A 17062-nucleotide genomic window follows, 5' to 3' on the forward strand; every position below is an offset into this window, starting at 1 on the left:
GGAGATGAAGATGAATATGCCGATGAGCAAAACCGTCGTCGCCAAGGCGCCGGAGCAACCGAAAACCGCCATCGCGGCCCTGTGGCGGCCAGCGCTGGTGCAAGCCTTCGTCAAGCTCGATCCGCGCCAATTGCAGCGTGCCCCGGTGATGCTGGTGGTGGAATTGACCGCGATCCTCACCACCGTGCTGTGCTTCATTCCGGACAACGCTGTGCCGACCTTCGTCGCCGCGCAAATCGCCCTATGGCTGTGGTTCACCGTGCTGTTCGCCAACTTCGCCGAAGCGTTGGCCGAAGGTCGCGGCAAGGCCCGGGCCGACAGTCTCAAGGCCGGTAGCGAGGGCCTGAGCGCGCGGCGCCAGACTGCCAGCGGTTTCGAAGTGATCCCCGCCACCCGCTTGCGCAAAGGCGATGTCGTGCGCGTCGCGGCCGGGGAAATGATCCCCGGAGACGGTGAAGTGATTGAAGGTATCGCCGCCGTCAACGAGGCGGCGATCACTGGCGAATCGGCACCGGTCATCCGCGAGTCCGGCGGGGATCGCTCGGCCGTCACCGGCAATACGCGGCTGGTCTCCGATTGGTTGCTGGTACGCATCACCAGCAACCCCGGCGAGTCGACCCTGGACCGCATGATCGCCCTGGTCGAAGGGGCCAAGCGCCAGAAAACCCCCAACGAAGTGGCGTTGGATATCCTGCTGATCGGCCTGACGCTGATCTTCCTGCTGGTGGTGGTAACGCTGCAACCGTTCGCCCATTTCGCCAATGGCAACCTGCCGCTGGTGTTTCTGGTAGCGCTGTTGGTCACGTTGATTCCCACCACCATCGGCGGGCTGCTGTCGGCCATCGGCATCGCCGGGATGGATCGGCTTGTGCGCTTGAATGTGATCGCCAAGTCCGGCCGCGCGGTGGAGGCGGCGGGGGATGTGCATGTGCTGATGCTGGACAAGACCGGCACCATCACCTTTGGTAATCGTCGCTGTGCCGCGGTCCATGCCGCCCCTGGTGTGAGCAGCCAGGCACTGGCCGAAGGCGCGCTGTTTGCCTCGTTGGCCGATGACACGGCGGAGGGCAAGTCCATCGTCGAGTTCCTGCGCGCTTTGCATTCGCAGCCCGAGCCGGGTCTCGAATCGCTGACCGCCGTGCCGTTCAGCGCCGAAACCCGCTTGTCCGGCGTGGATTATCAAGGGCGCGTTTACCGCAAGGGCGCCGTGGATTCGCTGCTGAGTTTTATCGGTCTGGCAAAAGCCGAGTTGCCACCGGCGCTGGCCCGGGAGGTCGACAAGATTGCCCAGAGCGGCGGTACGCCCTTGTTGGTGTGTGCCGATGGCAAACTGCTGGGGGCCATTCATCTGAAGGACGTGGTCAAGCCCGGTATCCGCGAGCGTTTCGCCGAGCTGCGCAAGCTGGGTATTCGCACCGTGATGGTCACTGGCGACAACCCGCTGACCGCCGCCGCGATTGCCGCTGAAGCCGGAGTCGATGACGTGCTGGCCGAGGCCACGCCGGAGAAAAAACTCGCGCGCATCCGTCATGAGCAGAATGACGGTCGGTTGGTGGCGATGTGCGGCGACGGCGCCAATGACGCTCCGGCACTGGCCCAGGCTGACGTTGGCATGGCGATGAACGACGGCACCCAAGCCGCGCGGGAGGCGGCCAACATGGTCGACCTCGACAGCGACCCGACCAAGTTGCTGGACGTAGTGCAGATCGGCAAGGAATTGCTGGTGACCCGTGGGGCGCTGACGACGTTTTCCATCGCCAATGACATCGCCAAGTACTTCGCGATCCTGCCGGCGCTGTTCGCCTCGATTTATCCACAGCTCGGCGTGTTGAACGTCATGCACCTGAGCAGCCCGCAGAGCGCGATCCTGTCGGCCATCGTGTTCAACGCCTTGATTATCGTCGTGCTGATCCCCCTGGCCCTGCGCGGCGTGCGGGTGCAGGCGGCGAGCGCGGCGGCACTGCTGCGGCGCAATCTGTTGATCTATGGCTTGGGTGGGATCGTGGTGCCGTTCGTGGGGATCAAGGCGATCGACATGCTGCTGACGGCGTTGAATCTGGTTTGAGCCAGTAATGGGCCTGACCACTGACATTGTGGCGAGGGGATTATTGTGGCGAGGGGATTTATCCCCGCTGGGCTGCGCAGCAGCCCCCAAGCCTGATACCTCAGTGTGTCAGGCAGAACGATGGCGACTGTTTTTGGGGCTGCTGCGCAGCCCAGCGGGGATAAATCCCCTCGCCACAAATGTGTTTTCAAATCGAGGGTTTTGAAATGTTCACTCTGATCCGCCCGGCCCTGAGTCTGTTGCTTCTGATGACCCTGCTCACCGGCATCGCTTACCCACTGCTGGTCACGGGCGTGGCGCAAGTCGCCTTTCCCGCCCAGGCCAACGGCAGCCTGATCGTCGATGCCGCCGGCAAGGTCCGTGGCTCGATGCTGATCGCCCAGGATTTCACCGGCGATGCCTGGTTCCATCCACGGCCCTCTGCCGGCGCCTTCGCCACGGTCGCCAGCGGTGCCAGCAACTTCTCCCCGAGCAACCCGGCCCTGGCCACTCGAGTGATCGACGATGCCCACAAACTGCAAGTGCCCGGTCAGGGGCCGGTGCCGCTGGCTTTGCTGACCACCTCCGGCAGCGGCCTGGATCCGCACTTGTCACCGGCCGCGATTGCCTATCAACTGGCACGTGTCGCCATGGCGCGCAACTTGCCGGTCTCGACCTTGCAGCAACTGCTGGACGCCCACATCGAGCAGCCCCTGGTGGGGCCGCCGGTGGTGAATGTGCTGGCGTTGAACCTGGCGCTGGAAAAACTGTAAGAACCTGTGGGAGCGAGCTCGCTCGCGATGAAGGTACGTCAGCCAACATTGATGGTGACTGATTCACCTTCATCGCGAGCAAGCTCGCTCCCACAGGGTATTTGATCAACACCTGAAAAAGAGCCCCCTCGACATGAGCGACTCCGGCCGCGCCGATGCACTGTTAGCCAATCTGTCCCGCAACGACCGTGGCCGGCTCAAGGTCTTCCTGGGCGCGGCCCCGGGTGTCGGCAAGACCTACGCCATGCTGCAAGCGGCCCACACCCAACTGCGTCAAGGCGTGAAAGTCGTTGCCGGGGTGGTGGAGACTCACGGTCGTGCTGAAACCGAAGCGCTGCTCGGTGGCTTGGCGCAGCAGCCGTTGGTGCGCTCGGAGTATCGCGGCGTGATGCTCGAAGAAATGGACCTCGATGGCCTGCTCGCCGCCCGGCCGAGCCTGGTGTTGGTGGACGAACTGGCCCACAGCAACGCGCCCGGCAGCCGTCACGCCAAGCGCTGGCAAGACATCCAGGAGCTGCTCGCCGCCGGCATCGATGTCTACACCACCGTCAACGTCCAGCATCTGGAAAGCCTCAACGATCAGGTGCGTGGCATCACCGGTGTGCAGGTCCGCGAGACATTGCCGGACTGGGTGCTGCAGGAGGCCGATGAGCTGCTGCTGATCGACCTGCCACCGCGCGAGCTGCTGGAGCGCCTGCGCGATGGCAAGGTCTATGTGCCGGAGCAGGCCCGGGCGGCGATCGATGCGTTTTTCACCCAGACCAACCTGACCGCGCTGCGTGAGCTGGCCATGCAGACGGCTGCCGCGCAGGTCGACAACGACCTGGCCCAGGGCTATCGACAACTGGGCCAGGCGGCTCCGGCGGTGCGAGGGCGATTGCTGGTGGGGGTGGACGGCGACGTCCAGGCCGAGCGTCTGGTGCGCCATGCCAGTCGCGTCGCCCAGCGCCGACATTTGCCGTGGAGCCTGGTGCATGTGGACAACGGCAGTGCCCGGGACGAGTCATCGCGCCAGCGCCTGCAAAATGCCCAGCTCCTGGCTGAACGCCTCGGCGGGGACGTGGTGCTGCTGCGGGCCGGTGAAGTCGCCAAAACCTTGATCCAACACGCCTCAGAACGACGCGCCACGCTGGTGCTGGTGGGTCAGTCCCGGCCGCGTTTGCGTCGGCGGCTGTTCGGCGGTGGTTTGGCCTCACGCTTGCTGCGCGATGCCCGGGGCCTGGAAATCAACGTGCTGGACAGCGACGAACAGCCGCGACCCGCCCATGTGCGTTCGAGCACCGTCCAGACCGGTTTCGACTACGTGCTGGCGCTGCTGGCGACCGTGGCGGCCAGCGCCTTGGCCTGGGGGATTTCGGGGCTGTTGGCGCTGCCCAATATCTCCCTGGTGTTTCTGATGGCGGTGTTGCTGGTGGCGGTCCGCAGCAGCCTCGGCCCGGCGCTGGCCTGCGCGGCCATGTCATTCCTGGCCTATGACTTTCTGTTCATCCCGCCGAATTTCTCCTTCACCATCCAGCGCGAAGAAGATGTGCTGACGCTGGTGTTTTTCCTGCTGATGGCGGCCCTGACCGGCAACCTGGCTGCCCGTCAACGCCGACAGTTGCAAGCCTTGCGCGACACTCAGCAGGAAACCGGTGAATTGCTCGACCTGTCGCGCAAGCTCACTGCCGCCACCGACCGCCAGGCGGTGGTCAGCGCCGCCGCGCAGCACCTCAACGGTTTGCATGACTTGCAATTGTGCCTGCTCAATCGCGACGGCCAGGGCGATTGGAAGGTCGAGACCGGTGAGCCATTGACGTTCTCCGAGGCCGAGCGCGCGGCGGCCGACTGGGCTTGGCAGCATGATCAACCGGCTGGCGCGGGCACCGGGACGCTGCCGTCCGGGCGTTGGTGGTGGTGGCCGCTGTCGGCGGAGGGCGGGCCGCTGGCGTTGCTGGGCGTGTGCCCAAAAGAAGGCAAGCCGCTGAGCGGCCAGCGTCGCCGTTTGCTGGCGGCCCTCAGCCAGCCGCTGGCCCAAGCGTTGGCGCGAGCGCAACTGGCCCAGGATCTGGAAGCGGCGCGCCTGCACGGCGAAACCGAGCAACTGCGCAGTGCCTTGCTGGCCTCGGTGTCCCATGATTTGCGCACGCCGCTGACGTCCATGCGCGGCAGCATCGACAGCCTGCTGGCGCTGGGGGAGGCGATTCCGCTGGCGGATCGGCGGGAACTGCTCGAAGGCACCCGCGATGAAGCCGAACGATTGGATCGCTACATCCAGAACCTGCTGGACATGACTCGCCTCGGCCACGGCGCCCTGAAGCTGGCGCGGGACTGGGTGGCGCCGGCGGATATCGTCGGCAGCGCGCTGAACCGTCTGCGGGCGGTGCTGGCACCCTTGGCGGTGGGCATCGAGGTGCCCGCCGACTTGCCGTTGCTGTATGTCCACGCAGCGCTGATCGAACAAGCCCTGATAAACGTGCTGGAGAACGCCGCACGCTTTTCACCGGTCAACGGACGGCTGCTGTTGAGTGCGGGAACGACGGGCAGCGAAGTGTTTTTTGCCGTCGCCGATGAAGGCCCCGGGATCCCTCAGCAGGAGCGGGAGAAAATCTTCGATATGTTCTACACCGCCGCGCGCGGTGATCGCGGTGGGCAGGGCACCGGGCTGGGATTGGCGATCTGCCAGGGCATGGTGGGTGCCCATGGTGGACGCATCAGCGTGGCCGATGGCCTCGACGGGCACGGCACCTGTATCACCCTGCACTTGCCGTTGCAGGCACAGCCGGACATGGACGATGAAGCCTGAGCGACGCTGGGTTACTCTCTTGTCAATTGATTGCATTGAATGGACCCCATGAGCCAGACCGCGACCCTTTTGGTCATCGATGACGAACCGCAGATCCGCAAATTCCTGCGCATCAGCCTGACCTCCCAAGGCTACAAGGTGCTGGAAGCCGGTACCGGTACCGAAGGCCTGGCCCTGGCGGCGCTGAACAAGCCCGACCTGCTGGTGCTCGACCTGGGCCTGCCGGACATGGACGGCCAGCACGTGTTGCGCGAGTTTCGTCAATGGTCGGCGGTGCCGGTGCTGGTGCTTTCGGTGCGGGCCAGTGAAGCGCAGAAAGTCGAGGCGCTGGACAACGGCGCCAACGATTACGTGACCAAGCCGTTCGGTATCCAGGAGTTCCTCGCCCGCATCCGCGCCCTGTTGCGCCAGGCTCCAGCGGGTGAAGCCCAGGAAGCCGCGCTGAGGTTCGGTCCGCTGACGGTGGACCTGGCGTACCGTCGAGTGTTGCTGGACGGCGCCGAAGTGGCCCTGACCCGCAAGGAGTACGCCGTCCTGGCGCAACTGGCGCGGCACCCGGGGCGGGTCATCACCCAACAGCAACTGCTCAAGGACATCTGGGGCCCGACCCACACCGAGGACACGCATTACCTGCGGATCGTGGTCGGCCATTTGCGTCAGAAACTGGTCGACGACCCGACCCGGCCCCGGTTCATTGCGACCGAGGCGGGGGTGGGGTATCGGTTGTTGGGGGAGGGTGGGGTTTGAGTTTTGTGCTGCCAGGGCTGGCGCCTTCGCGAGCAAGCTCGCTCCCACACTGGACCGAGTTGGAAACAGGTTTCGAGGGCTCAGTCGAGCCAATGTGGGAGCGAGCTTGCTCGCGATGAGGCCCTTAAGGCCACCCGAGCCCCTCAGTTCTTCTCATTCTCATACCGATCCAACGTATCCCGAGCAATCTCGCGCCCCAGTGCGATCAACTCCGGCGCCTTGTAGAACTCAAAGAACCGACACACCCGCTTCGGCACGTTGATCAGTACATCCGGCGGATAACCGGCGATTTTGTATTGGGCCAGCGACGTTTGCATCACTTCGAAGCTCTGGTTGATCAAATCCAGCAACGAGGCCGGGCCGACGTTATCGATGATGAACGAGCCCGTGGCGGATTTCGGTGCGCCTTCGGCCTCTGGCGCGGCTGCCGGTTGCTGGCCGTCAGGCTCGGCCGATTCGAGCCACGGGTTGATTTCGCCGGCCTCGGCCTTCAACGCTTCCTGCTCCAGCAGCAACAACTGCTCGGCCTGCTTGCGGCGAAACGGCAGGCGCGAACCCAGTGAGTTGACCAGGGTGTCGAAGCGACGCCTGAACGCGGCCGGCCGCTGGATCACCGGCAGTCTGTACTGCTTCTGATTCGTGGCATTGAGGTTGACCGCGATGATCAGATCGCAATGGCTCGACACCACCGGCACGATCGGCAGCGGATTGAGCAGGCCGCCGTCCACCAGCATGCGGTTGCCTTGCATCACCGGCGTGAACAGGCTGGGAATCGCCGCCGAGGCGCGCATCGCCTGATGCAGGCAACCTTCCTGGAACCAGATTTCCTGCTGATTGGTCAGGTCGGTGGCCACAGCGGTGTAGGGGATGCGCAAGTCTTCAATATTGATGTCGCCGACGATCTTGTGGATCTGCCCGAAGACTTTCTCTCCGCGAATCGCCCCGAGGCGAAAGCTGACGTCCACCAGTCGCAGGACATCCAGGTAATCGAGGCTTTCGATCCAGTTGCGGTAGTCCTTGAGTTTGCCCGCGGCATAGATCCCGCCCACGACCGCGCCCATGGAACAACCGGCGATGCAGGCAATGTCGTAGCCGCGTCGTTCGATTTCTTCGATCACCCCGATATGGGCATAGCCCCGGGCGCCGCCCGACCCCAATACCAATGCGACACGTTTTGTCATGACCTGGCCTCTTGTCGAACAGACTTCAACAATGCACTGATCGACGGCTGGGCTCAATCGTTGTGGCGCAAGCGTCGTTTTTTGACACGCCATGACGGCATTTGCGTATGCTCGCCCACACTTGAATTTCGGCGGTCAAGCCAAGGCACTTTTCGCCTTTGCCACCGTCTTAACACCACGACTGTTTGACCTGACTTGAGGTGTAATCGATGAAAGCCCGGATCTGCCTGCCCCTGGTGGCGTCCTTGATGGTGTTGGCCCTGGCCGGTTGTGCAGGCAAAACCGCTTACCGCGACAATTGCGCCAGCCAACTCGACAATGCCTGGCGTGAACTCGACTTGGCCAAGGCCGAAGGCTTTGCCGGCACCGTCAGCTACTCCAAGGCCTTGTCGTTGCTGACCGGTGCCAAGACCCAGCAACAATTCGAAGCGTTCGAAGGCTGTTCCAAGAAAGCCGAGAAGGCGCGTTTCTACATCCGCGAGTCCCGCGCAGGGCGATAAAAAAGCAGCCGCAAGCTTCAAGTTGCAAGCTGCAGGAGGGGTACACGCTGCTTCCCCTTGCAGCTTGAAGCTTGCCGCTCAAAGCTGCGTACGGAGTACGCCCCATGATCGATCGGCTGGTGGCCCAAATACTGGGCCTGGAAGTTCGTCTGCTGGCCTGCCAGGCTCGCTTGAATGCCCATACCGACAGCGAAGCACTGCATGATCTGCGGACCACGGTTCGCCGTTTGCGCAGCCTGCTTCGCCCGTTACGTGGATTGCCCGGTGTCGAACAGCTGGAAACAGCCGCTTCGGCGGTCGGTACCCTGACCACACCTTTGCGCGACCGGGAAGTGTTGGCGGCTTACCTTGAGCAGCACGGCAAGATCGAAGCGGCCAAGCGGCGCCAGGTGCAAATGGCTGCCGCATATCCGGCCGTAGCCGGCAGCCCGGAGCTGGCGCAGTTGCTGATGATCCTCGACGCGTTTCCGCGCTTCGTTCGGGCCGCCCAGCGCCAGGGCCTGCTCAAAGGGTTGCGTAAACACATCGAAAAACGCCTGGACAAACAATGGAAGAAACTCGGCGAAGCCCTGCGCGATCCGGCCCATGACCGCCATCGCTTGCGTCTGCTGATCAAGCGCGTGCGCTATGCCATTGAAGCCTATCCTGAACTCAACCGGCTGCCTGAAGCGGCCTTGCCACGGCTCAAATCCGCCCAAGGCGCGCTGGGCGACTGGCACGATTGCTGGCAATGGTTGGCCAGGGCCGAGCAGGAAAGCGATCTGCAATCTTGCGTACCGACCTGGCAGGACACGATGGCAAAGGCCGAGGCCAAATCCGATAAGGTGCTCGACAAGTTGGTGGCGAGTTGCTTCAAAAAATCCTGAGTCCACCACTTCCTGTGGGAGCGAGCTTGCTCGCGATGACGCTGGGTCAGCTTGCATCTATGTTGACTGACCCACCGCTATCGCGAGCAAGCTCGCTCCCACAGGGATTGGCGTGAATTCAGGGGCGCGGCTCTTCTGTCAGTCTCTTTGGCCGGAATGAGCGCTGTGCCGCCGGCCTGGGCTGGTTAAGATCCCTTCATCTTTCTCCCCTGTCTTCGAGGTTGTCATGCGCTTTTGCGATTTGATCGATGCCGTGCGCCGTCAGCCAGACGCCGTGACCATCGCGCCTGAATGGGGTCAAGGGCGCGCCTCTTTTGGCGGTCTGGTGGCGGCGCTGCAATACGAAGCGATGCGTGCGCAGGTGTCGACGGATCGTCCGGTGCGCTCGCTGGCGATTACCTTTGTCGGCCCGGTCGAGCCCGACGTGCCCGTCAGTTTCGAAGTCGACGTATTGCGTGAAGGCAAGGCGGTCAGCCAGGTATTGGGGCGGGCCGTGCAGAACGGCCAGGTGGTGACCGTAGTGCAGGGCAGCTTCGGCGCATCGCGGTCCTCCGTGGTGGCGGTGCAAGCCGACCCCGCGCCAGAGTTCAAAAGCGTGGAACAATGCCAGGAATTGCCCTACATCAAAGGTGGCACGCCGGAGTTCATGCGTCACCTGGCGATGCGCTGGAGCGTCGGTGGCTTGCCGTTCTCGGGCAATAAGTCCCGGAGCATGGGGGGCTGGGTACGTTTGCGTGGGGACGTGAAAGAGGAGGCGTTGAACGAGGGCCACATCCTCGCCCTGGTGGACGCCTGGCCGCCAGCGCTGTTGCCGCACCTCACGCAAATGGCGCCGGGCAGTACGCTCACCTGGACCATTGAGTTCGTCCAGCCGCTGCTGGAGCTCACGACACTGGACTGGTGCAAATACCTGGCCGAGATCGATCACGCCCAGGACGGCTACGGCCACGTCGCCGCAAAATTCTGGAGTGCCGATGGCCGCTTGATCGCCATCAGTCGGCAGACGGTAACCGTCTTCGGCTAAGGCTTTTCGTGACCGTGGTGCTGCAACCCGAGTGCAGCGACCACACCGATGATGCCGATGGCGACATCGGCCGGGTTCAAGCTGAACACACCTGACACCAGCAACAGAAACGCGATGATGAACAGCGGCACCGCCATCAGCTGCAACGCGTGGTTGGTCGAGTGGCGATGGTCAGGACAGACGCGCCATTGCCAGGCCGGAAAGTGGGGGTGACGTTTGCCCATGATGCTGTTCCTTGAGTCATGACACTGAATGACCCAAGAATAGGCTTGCCCGGGCGGGACGGCGAATCGCGGTTGGCTATTGATGCGATAGCTGGCCATAAAGCTTTTGTGCCGATGAATTACTTTTGTGGCGAGGGGATTTATCCCCGCTGGGGCGCGCAGCGCCCCCAAAAAAGCCGACTCAGTCTACCTGGGGCACCGGGTTGGCAGTTATGGGGCCGCTTCGCGCCCCAACGGGGATAAATCCCCTCGCCACAGGGTTCTAAAGCTTGAGTTGCCCGATCGCCTTGCTCAGCTCGCCCGCCAACGTTGCCAGTTCATGGCTGGTGGTGGCTGAGTCCACCGTCTGGCGTACGGTGTTTTCGGTCACGTCGCGAATACTCACCACTGCCCGGTTCATCTCTTCGGCGACCTGGCTTTGCTGTTCGGCCGCGACCGCAATCTGGGTGTTGCTCTCACGCATCTGCGCCACCGCACCGGTGATCTGCTCCAGAGCCTCGCCGGCCTCGCGGGCTTGTTGCACGCAATCGTCGGCCTTGTTCGAACTCTCCTGCATGAAATCCACCGCGTCCCGGGTTCCGGCTTGCAGGGCCGCGATCATGGTGGTGATTTCATCCGTGGAACTCTGTACCCGCTTGGCCAGATTGCGTACCTCGTCAGCCACCACGGCAAAACCGCGACCCATTTCCCCGGCCCGTGCTGCTTCGATGGCTGCGTTGAGGGCCAGCAGGTTGGTTTGCTCGGCAATGCTGTGGATCACGCTGACCACGCCATTGATCTTCTGACTGTCTTCGGCCAAGCGTCCGATCATTTCGGCGGTCTGCTGTACGCCCGAGGACAGCCCGGTGATCGACTGTTGCACGCGGCTGACCACTTCGCGGCCGTTGCCGGCCAGAGTATCGGCGGTTTTCGACAGGTCGCGGGTGGCGCCGGCATGCTGGGCGATGTGATAGACCGTGGCAGACATTTCGTTGATCGCCGTGGCCGCCTGATCAGTCTCGCTTTGCTGGCCGAGCATGCCGCGGCGAACATCGTTCATGCTCGATGCCAGGCGCGCCGCACCACTGTCCAATTGCCGGGCAGTGCTGGCGACCGTGTCCACCACGCGCTGATAACCAGCCTGCATGGCGTTGAACGCGGCGGCCATCTGGCCCACTTCGTCCTTGCAGGCCAGGGGCACGCGGGCGGACAAGTCACCGGTTTTTTCCACGTGCAGCATCACGTCTTTCAGCGTGTTCAGCTGGCTGAGCAGAAAACGGATCAACAACTGCGAGGCCCCCAGCATCGCCAGCATCAACACGAACACCGCCACGGCGTATTGGCTGAAGCGCTCGCCAAACACTTGGCCCAGGCTGACGCCATGGGCGAGTACCGCGAGCCGTTGGTCGTCGCCTCGCCGGATCACTTCGGCCCCCAGCAGCGGATCGTCGCCGAACAGCGGCTTGGCATTGACTTCGACCCAGCCATCGGCGTGCGCCAGTGAAGGCAATGATTGATTATTGAACACGGGGATCTGTTCGCGATGGAATCCCAGCAGATGATCGGTCTTGGGCACCGGTTGCCCGGCAGGCCACGCCTTGAGCAAGCGCGCCTGGGCCTGGGCGTTCGCCTGGGCAGCGTGGTTGCGTGCTTGTTGTTCGAGCTGCACGGCGAAGAGCACCAGCAACAAGGTGGTGACAAAGGCGACGGCATTGACCGCCCAGAATTTGTATTTCAGCGAGATATTGCTAAGCCAGGCACCCATGGAAGGTTTTCTCTGATAGCGGAAACAGCATTGGCAAGGTGCCAGTATTGTGCTGCTACTCGAGGACGTGAGTGTTGATGCGGGTCAACAGACGAAGTGGTTCCCTGTGGGAGCGAGCTTGCTCGCGATCGCGGTGGATCAGCTTGCAGGGAGGCTGATTGACCCATCGCCATCGCGAGCAAGCTCGCTCCCACAAGGGATTTATGTCGTTCAGGAAATCAGGGGCAACCCAAAAAACGCCCGGGCGCACGCCGTGCTATGGGCCGCAAGATCTTCCTGGGTTTCCCCGCGGTGCAAGGCCACCTCGCGCAAAACCTCCGGCAAATAGGCCGGTTCGTTGCGACCATTCTTGGGCTTGGGTCGCAGCGTGCGGGGCAGCAGGTACGGTGCGTCGCTTTCGAGCATCAGCCGTCCGCGGGGAATTTCGCGCACCAAGGGATGCAGGTGTGTGCCCCGGCGTTCATCGCAGATCCAGCCGGTGATGCCGATGTGCAAGTCCAGGTCGAGGTAGCTGAACAGTGCCTTTTTTTCGCCGGTAAAGCAGTGCACCACCGCGGCAGGCAACTGGTCGCGAAAGTCCCGGAGAATTTCCAGCAGGCGTTGATCGGCGTCCCGTTCATGGAGGAAAACCGGCAGTTGCAGTTCCACCGCCAGGGCGAGGTGTTCTTCCAGGACTTTTTCCTGTTGTGGCCTTGGGGAGAAGTCCCGGTTGAAATCCAGCCCGCATTCACCCACCGCGCGGGCGCGGCTTTGCCTGAGCAAATCCTTGAGGTGCCGGGCGCTATCGGCGGTCCAGTCGCTGGCGCTGTGGGGGTGGATACCGGCGGTGGAAAATAGCCGCTCCACGCCGTCATCGAGGCGGTCGCACAGCGCCAAAGCCTGCTCGCTGCTCTCGATGCTGGTGCCGGTCAAGACCAGTTGGCAGACTCCGGCCTCATAGGCGCGCTCAAGCACCGCCTGGTGTTTGTCGGCGAAACTGGAGTTGGTCAGGTTGACGCCGATATCGATGAGTTGCATGGTGCTACCTCGGCCCAAAGGCCGGAAAGCATACCAGAGCTGTAGATTTATAAGAAAAGCCAAGAACTACAACGAGTTGAGGCTGTCTGTTGAGACCGCGAGGCAAGTCGGGTTGGTATAAACGCCATCACTGTGCCAGTCTTTCGCACTTTTCAGCGCCTCAGGCGCTCTGTTTCTGTCGATCCCAGCCTCGATTTTCAAGGCGGCGGTCCGCAGTGTCCTTCCGGAGAGTGGATGGCACGTCTTCAGGTGTTGCTACTGCTGTGTTGTTCGCTGTTGTTGCCGATGCCGGCCGAAGCGCGGCTGCCTGGTCCTGTGCAAGCGGTGGCGCCGGGCACGGTGCGCGACTTGGCGCAAATCCGTAGTAGCCGGGTATTGAAGGTGTTGGTCAATCAGAGCCGCAACAGTTCCGGTGAAGTCCAGGGACAGCCCATTGGCGTCGAATACCATCGATTGCGGGCCTTCGAACAATACCTCAACGGTCACGCCCGTGACGGCCAGGAAATCACCCTCAAGATCATTCCCAAGGCCAAGGATCAGTTGCTCGGCGCCTTGCAGCGCGGGGAGGGCGACCTCGTGGCCCCCGGCGAATTACTCGATCTCCAGGCCGCTCATGCGATCAGCGCCAGCAACCCAATCCGTACCGACGTGCCGTTGTTGCTGGTGGGCATCAAGGGCGAGAAGCGCTACACGCGTGTGGAACAGCTGTCCGGCAAGACCCTGGCCCTGCCCAACGGCAGTGCGGCCGGGGATGCGGTGAGCCAGATCAACCAGAAACTCGCGTTGCTCAAGTTGCCACCGGTGAAGATCGAATGGGTCGACCCCAGTCTGGCGGTGGAAGATGTGCTGGAAATGGTCCAGGGCGGGATTTTCCACCTGACAATCGTTGAGCAGCCCATCGCCGAGCGCTGGGGCAAGATCCTTCCCAAGTTGCGCTTCGATCGTCAGGTGCTGATTGGTGAACCGAGTGACGAGTATTGGTTCGTGCGTCGCGACGCCGCCATGCTGCGGGCGAGCATCGACCAGTTCCTGGCGATTTACAAGGTACCGTCCAACCAGGACGCCGCGTTCCTGCGCATCTATCGCCGCTTGTACCAGGTGCACTATCCACTGGCCCGAGCCGATCGCCAGCGTCTGGAGAAACTGCGCCCGGTGTTGCAAAAGCATGCCGAGGCCCAGGGCATGGACTGGCTCAACCTCGCGGCCCTGGCATTCAAGGAATCCGCCTTGCAACCCAACGCCCGCAGCGGCAGCGGCCCGACCGGCCTGATGCAGATCACTCCGGCGGCGGCCCAGCGAGTCGGGGTCAATAACATCCAGAACCTGGATGCCAACGTGCAGGCCGGCGCCAAGTACCTGGCCCTGATCCGCCGCAAGTTTTTCGCCAGCCCCAAGCTCAACGAGCGCGAGCGCATGGCCTTCGTATTGGCTGCCTACAACATGGGACCTGAGCGGGTGCAGGGTATGCGTGCCGAGGCTCGGCGCCGGGGGCTGAACCCCAACCAATGGTTTTTCCAGGTCGAGCGTATCGCCATGGAGCAGGTGGGAATGGGCGCCGTCAGCTATGTTAATAGCGTGAACAAATACTATTTGGCGTTTGATCGGGAACGGGAGTCGCTGGAGCCGGAGGAACAGAAGGTCGCCCAGCGTAAATGATCGATTAAACTGATTGGTATGTCGAAATATTTGCGCTTTTATAACAAGTTTTTTTGATTAATATGGCGACCAATAACCACACACCTAGGATGACCCCCATGAGCTCGTTGATCAATAAAGTCCTGTTTACCCGCGCCGGCTACGGCCTGACCGTCCTGCGCCTCGCTGTCGGTATCATTTTCGCCGCTCACGGTTCGCAGAAACTCTTTGGCCTGTTCGGCGGCTACGGCCTGACCGGAACGGCGCAGTGGATGGAAAGCATCGGCCTGACTCCGGGTTACGTAATGGCGACACTGGCGGGCGGTACCGAGTTTTTCGCCGGGCTGGCGTTGATCATTGGATTGTTGGCGCGTCCGGCGGCGCTGGGCCTGGCCTTCTTGTCGCTGGTGGCGATTTTTTCCGTGCACATCGGCAACGGCCTGTTCATGGCCAACAACGGTTATGAGTTTGCCCTGGCGTTGCTGGCGGGCAGTATTGCGGTGTTGATTGAAGGTGCCGGCAAGTTGTCAGTCGATCGTGCCATTGCTGATTGATTGCTTGGTTTGAGCCGCAAGGCCCCGTTTGTATTCCACTGCTGTTCGCTAATAAAACGGTGCTTCTTCTTGAGGGGGAGCGCCGTTTTTTTTGGGCTCGTCTTTAGGGGGGGTTATAGTTTGTGTGTATATCCGTTGCTGCGGTAACGGCTGCTTAGGGTTCCGCCCTTACGGCCAGCCCTTTCAAGGTCTTTGATAAAATCCCCCAAAACCAGTCAGGGTGACGAAAGCAGTGTGGGCAGAAGTTCTAGCGCGGTTTGAGAAAAAAACACCGGCCAGTGTCATGACCAGAGTGATATTGGAACAAGCTGTTCCTGCTGAATGGGTCGATCAGGTGTTTGAAGAGCACCGTCAACGGCAGTACCCACGTGAGCTTTTGTTTTCAACCATCGTTGAACTGATGTCCCTTGTTTCATTGGGCTTGCGACCTTCGCTGCATGCCGCCGCGCGGCAGATGGAGGATCTTCCTGTCAGCTTGGCGGCGCTGTATGACAAAGTCAGCCGCACAGAGCCTGCGCTACTGCGCGCCCTGGTCACCGGCAGCGCAGAGCGCTTGGTACCAACGATAAAAGAACTGGGGCACTCAGCTATTTTGCCTGGCTGGCAACTACGGGTCGTTGACGGTAACCACCTGCCTTCCAGCGAAAAGCGTCTGGGCGCTTTGCGCCGTGAACGGGGCGCCGCCCGGCCTGGTTTTTCCGTTGTGGTTTACGACCCCGATCTGGACCAGGTCGTTGATCTTCAGCCTTGTGAAGATGCTTATGCCAGCGAGCGCGTCAGCGTGCTGCCCTTGCTGGAAAAGGCCTGTGCGGGACAACTGTGGATGGCCGATCGACTCTACTGCACGCTCCCGGTCATGGAGGCCTGCGAAGATACCGGGGCCTCGTTCATCATTCGCGAACAGAGCAAACATCCACGCCTGCTTAAGGAAAGCGACTGGCAGGTGCCTGTCGCGGTCGCGGCAGGCAGCGTGCGCGAGCAAACCATCGAAGTAAAAGGTGGACGCCAGTGGCGGCGAGTCGAACTGAACCTGCAAAATCCCACCGAATCCGGCGACATCAAGCTGCTGTTCTGGAGCAACTTGCCAGACTCTATCAGTGCTGAGCAAATCGCCGATTTGTATCGCCGTCGCTGGAGCATCGAAGGGATGTTCCAGCGCCTGGAAGCGGTGTTGGACAGTGAAATCGAATCCTTGGGCAACCCTAAAGCAGCCCTGCTGGGATTTGCGTCGGCCGTGTTGGCTTACAACGTTCTGGCCGTGCTCAAACGCAGCGTTGAGCAGGCGCATCGCCAGACCCTGCCCGACGATTGGGAAGCATCGATTTTTCACCTAACGGTACAGGTACGCAGCGGTTACGAGGGGATGCAAATAGCCTTGCCAGAATATCTATGCATCCCGATCCCCGCTGCAGGACTGACTCAGTACCTGCTTGCACTCGCTCGAAATATCCAGCCCAAAGCGGTCGCCAAGAGCAAGCGAGGCCCGAAAGTGCCCAAGGCAAAGGAGTGGCTTGAAGGCAAAGCCGCGAATGCCCATGTGTCAACGGATCGGGTGCTCAAGGCAGCTAAAGCCAAAAGACCTTGAAAGGGCTGGCCCTTACGGCGGGTCACTTTCGAAAAGCGCGAAAGTAACCAAAGCGCTTTTTGCCCCACCACTCGGTGCCTCGCCTAGGCTCGGCATGCCCTCACTCCGGCATTGCTCCGTGGGCCCGCCGCGAAGGACCATCCATGGTCCAGCGCGGCTACCTCGGCATCCATGCCGAGGTGCCCACTGCGCAATGCCTGCGTTCGGCCATCGTGGTTAATGGGGCGCCGAGATCAACGTCCGCCGCGAGGCGGCCTGAGAGCCGACCTGGCTTTTTCGGTCGTACTCCGATCCAACTGTGGGAGCGAGCCTGCTTGCGAAGGCGGCCTGACAGCCGACCTGTTTCTTGCGGCTGTACTCCGATCCCCTTGTGCGAGCTTGCT

13 protein-coding genes and 1 pseudogene are annotated in these 17062 nt (G+C 62.0%); 10 read left to right on the forward strand and 4 right to left on the reverse strand.

Annotated elements, in window-relative coordinates; genetic code table 11:
- The first annotated feature begins 10 nt into the window (after nt 1-10).
- From kdpB to LOY70_RS08860, 4 genes are all read left to right on the forward strand, one after another.
- The gene (gene kdpB, locus LOY70_RS08845; RefSeq protein WP_265035567.1) at nt 11-2065 is read left to right on the forward strand and encodes a potassium-transporting ATPase subunit KdpB; all 2055 of its coding nucleotides are present in this window, start codon (nt 11-13) and stop codon (nt 2063-2065) included.
- Between the two features lie 206 nt (nt 2066-2271).
- A complete protein-coding gene (gene kdpC / locus LOY70_RS08850) occupies nt 2272-2817 on the forward strand; it encodes a potassium-transporting ATPase subunit KdpC (RefSeq protein WP_265035570.1) in 546 nt (181 codons plus the stop codon).
- Between the two features lie 133 nt (nt 2818-2950).
- The gene (locus LOY70_RS08855) at nt 2951-5602 is read left to right on the forward strand and encodes a sensor histidine kinase (RefSeq protein ID WP_265035572.1); all 2652 of its coding nucleotides are present in this window, start codon (nt 2951-2953) and stop codon (nt 5600-5602) included.
- A gap of 48 nt (nt 5603-5650) precedes the next feature.
- A complete protein-coding gene (locus LOY70_RS08860) occupies nt 5651-6349 on the forward strand; it encodes a response regulator (RefSeq protein WP_265035574.1) in 699 nt (232 codons plus the stop codon).
- A gap of 143 nt (nt 6350-6492) precedes the next feature.
- Here LOY70_RS08860 and LOY70_RS08865 read toward each other — a convergent pair whose 3' ends face one another.
- Entirely contained in the window at nt 6493-7530 is a 1038-nt protein-coding gene (locus LOY70_RS08865) for a patatin-like phospholipase family protein (RefSeq protein ID WP_265035576.1), read from the reverse strand.
- Between the two features lie 209 nt (nt 7531-7739).
- On the opposite strand from LOY70_RS08865, the gene LOY70_RS08870 reads away from it, so the two are divergent.
- From LOY70_RS08870 to LOY70_RS08880, 3 genes are all read left to right on the forward strand, one after another.
- Entirely contained in the window at nt 7740-8030 is a 291-nt protein-coding gene (locus LOY70_RS08870; RefSeq protein ID WP_123342084.1) for a hypothetical protein, read from the forward strand.
- A gap of 104 nt (nt 8031-8134) precedes the next feature.
- Entirely contained in the window at nt 8135-8896 is a 762-nt protein-coding gene (locus tag LOY70_RS08875) for a CHAD domain-containing protein (protein ID WP_265035578.1), read from the forward strand.
- 226 nt (nt 8897-9122) lie between these two features.
- The gene (locus LOY70_RS08880; RefSeq protein WP_265035580.1) at nt 9123-9920 is read left to right on the forward strand and encodes an acyl-CoA thioesterase; all 798 of its coding nucleotides are present in this window, start codon (nt 9123-9125) and stop codon (nt 9918-9920) included.
- Nucleotides 9921-9928: 8 nt separating this feature from the next.
- On the opposite strand, the pseudogene LOY70_RS08885 reads toward LOY70_RS08880, so the two are convergent.
- The 3 genes and pseudogenes from LOY70_RS08885 to LOY70_RS08895 form a co-directional block, all read right to left on the reverse strand.
- Nucleotides 9929-10144: pseudogene (locus LOY70_RS08885) on the reverse strand (terminase); the annotation flags it as partial.
- 262 nt (nt 10145-10406) lie between these two features.
- A complete protein-coding gene (locus LOY70_RS08890; protein ID WP_265035582.1) occupies nt 10407-11888 on the reverse strand; it encodes a methyl-accepting chemotaxis protein in 1482 nt (493 codons plus the stop codon).
- Nucleotides 11889-12098: 210 nt separating this feature from the next.
- Complete coding sequence (locus tag LOY70_RS08895) at nt 12099-12905, reverse strand: TatD family hydrolase (RefSeq protein ID WP_265035584.1); 807 nt, start codon at nt 12903-12905, stop codon at nt 12099-12101.
- Between the two features lie 234 nt (nt 12906-13139).
- On the opposite strand from LOY70_RS08895, the gene LOY70_RS08900 reads away from it, so the two are divergent.
- The 3 genes from LOY70_RS08900 (at nt 13140) to LOY70_RS08910 (ending at nt 16679) form a co-directional block, all read left to right on the forward strand.
- Nucleotides 13140-14561, forward strand: coding sequence for a transglycosylase SLT domain-containing protein (locus LOY70_RS08900; RefSeq protein WP_025212603.1), 1422 nt, complete (start codon nt 13140-13142; stop codon nt 14559-14561).
- 98 nt (nt 14562-14659) lie between these two features.
- Entirely contained in the window at nt 14660-15094 is a 435-nt protein-coding gene (locus tag LOY70_RS08905; RefSeq protein WP_123342078.1) for a DoxX family protein, read from the forward strand.
- 283 nt (nt 15095-15377) lie between these two features.
- Complete coding sequence (locus LOY70_RS08910) at nt 15378-16679, forward strand: IS4 family transposase (RefSeq protein ID WP_265037986.1); 1302 nt, start codon at nt 15378-15380, stop codon at nt 16677-16679.
- Nucleotides 16680-17062 lie beyond the last annotated feature (383 nt).

Source organism: Pseudomonas sp. B21-054 (genome assembly GCF_026016345.1).
Lineage (GTDB): Bacteria > Pseudomonadota > Gammaproteobacteria > Pseudomonadales > Pseudomonadaceae > Aquipseudomonas.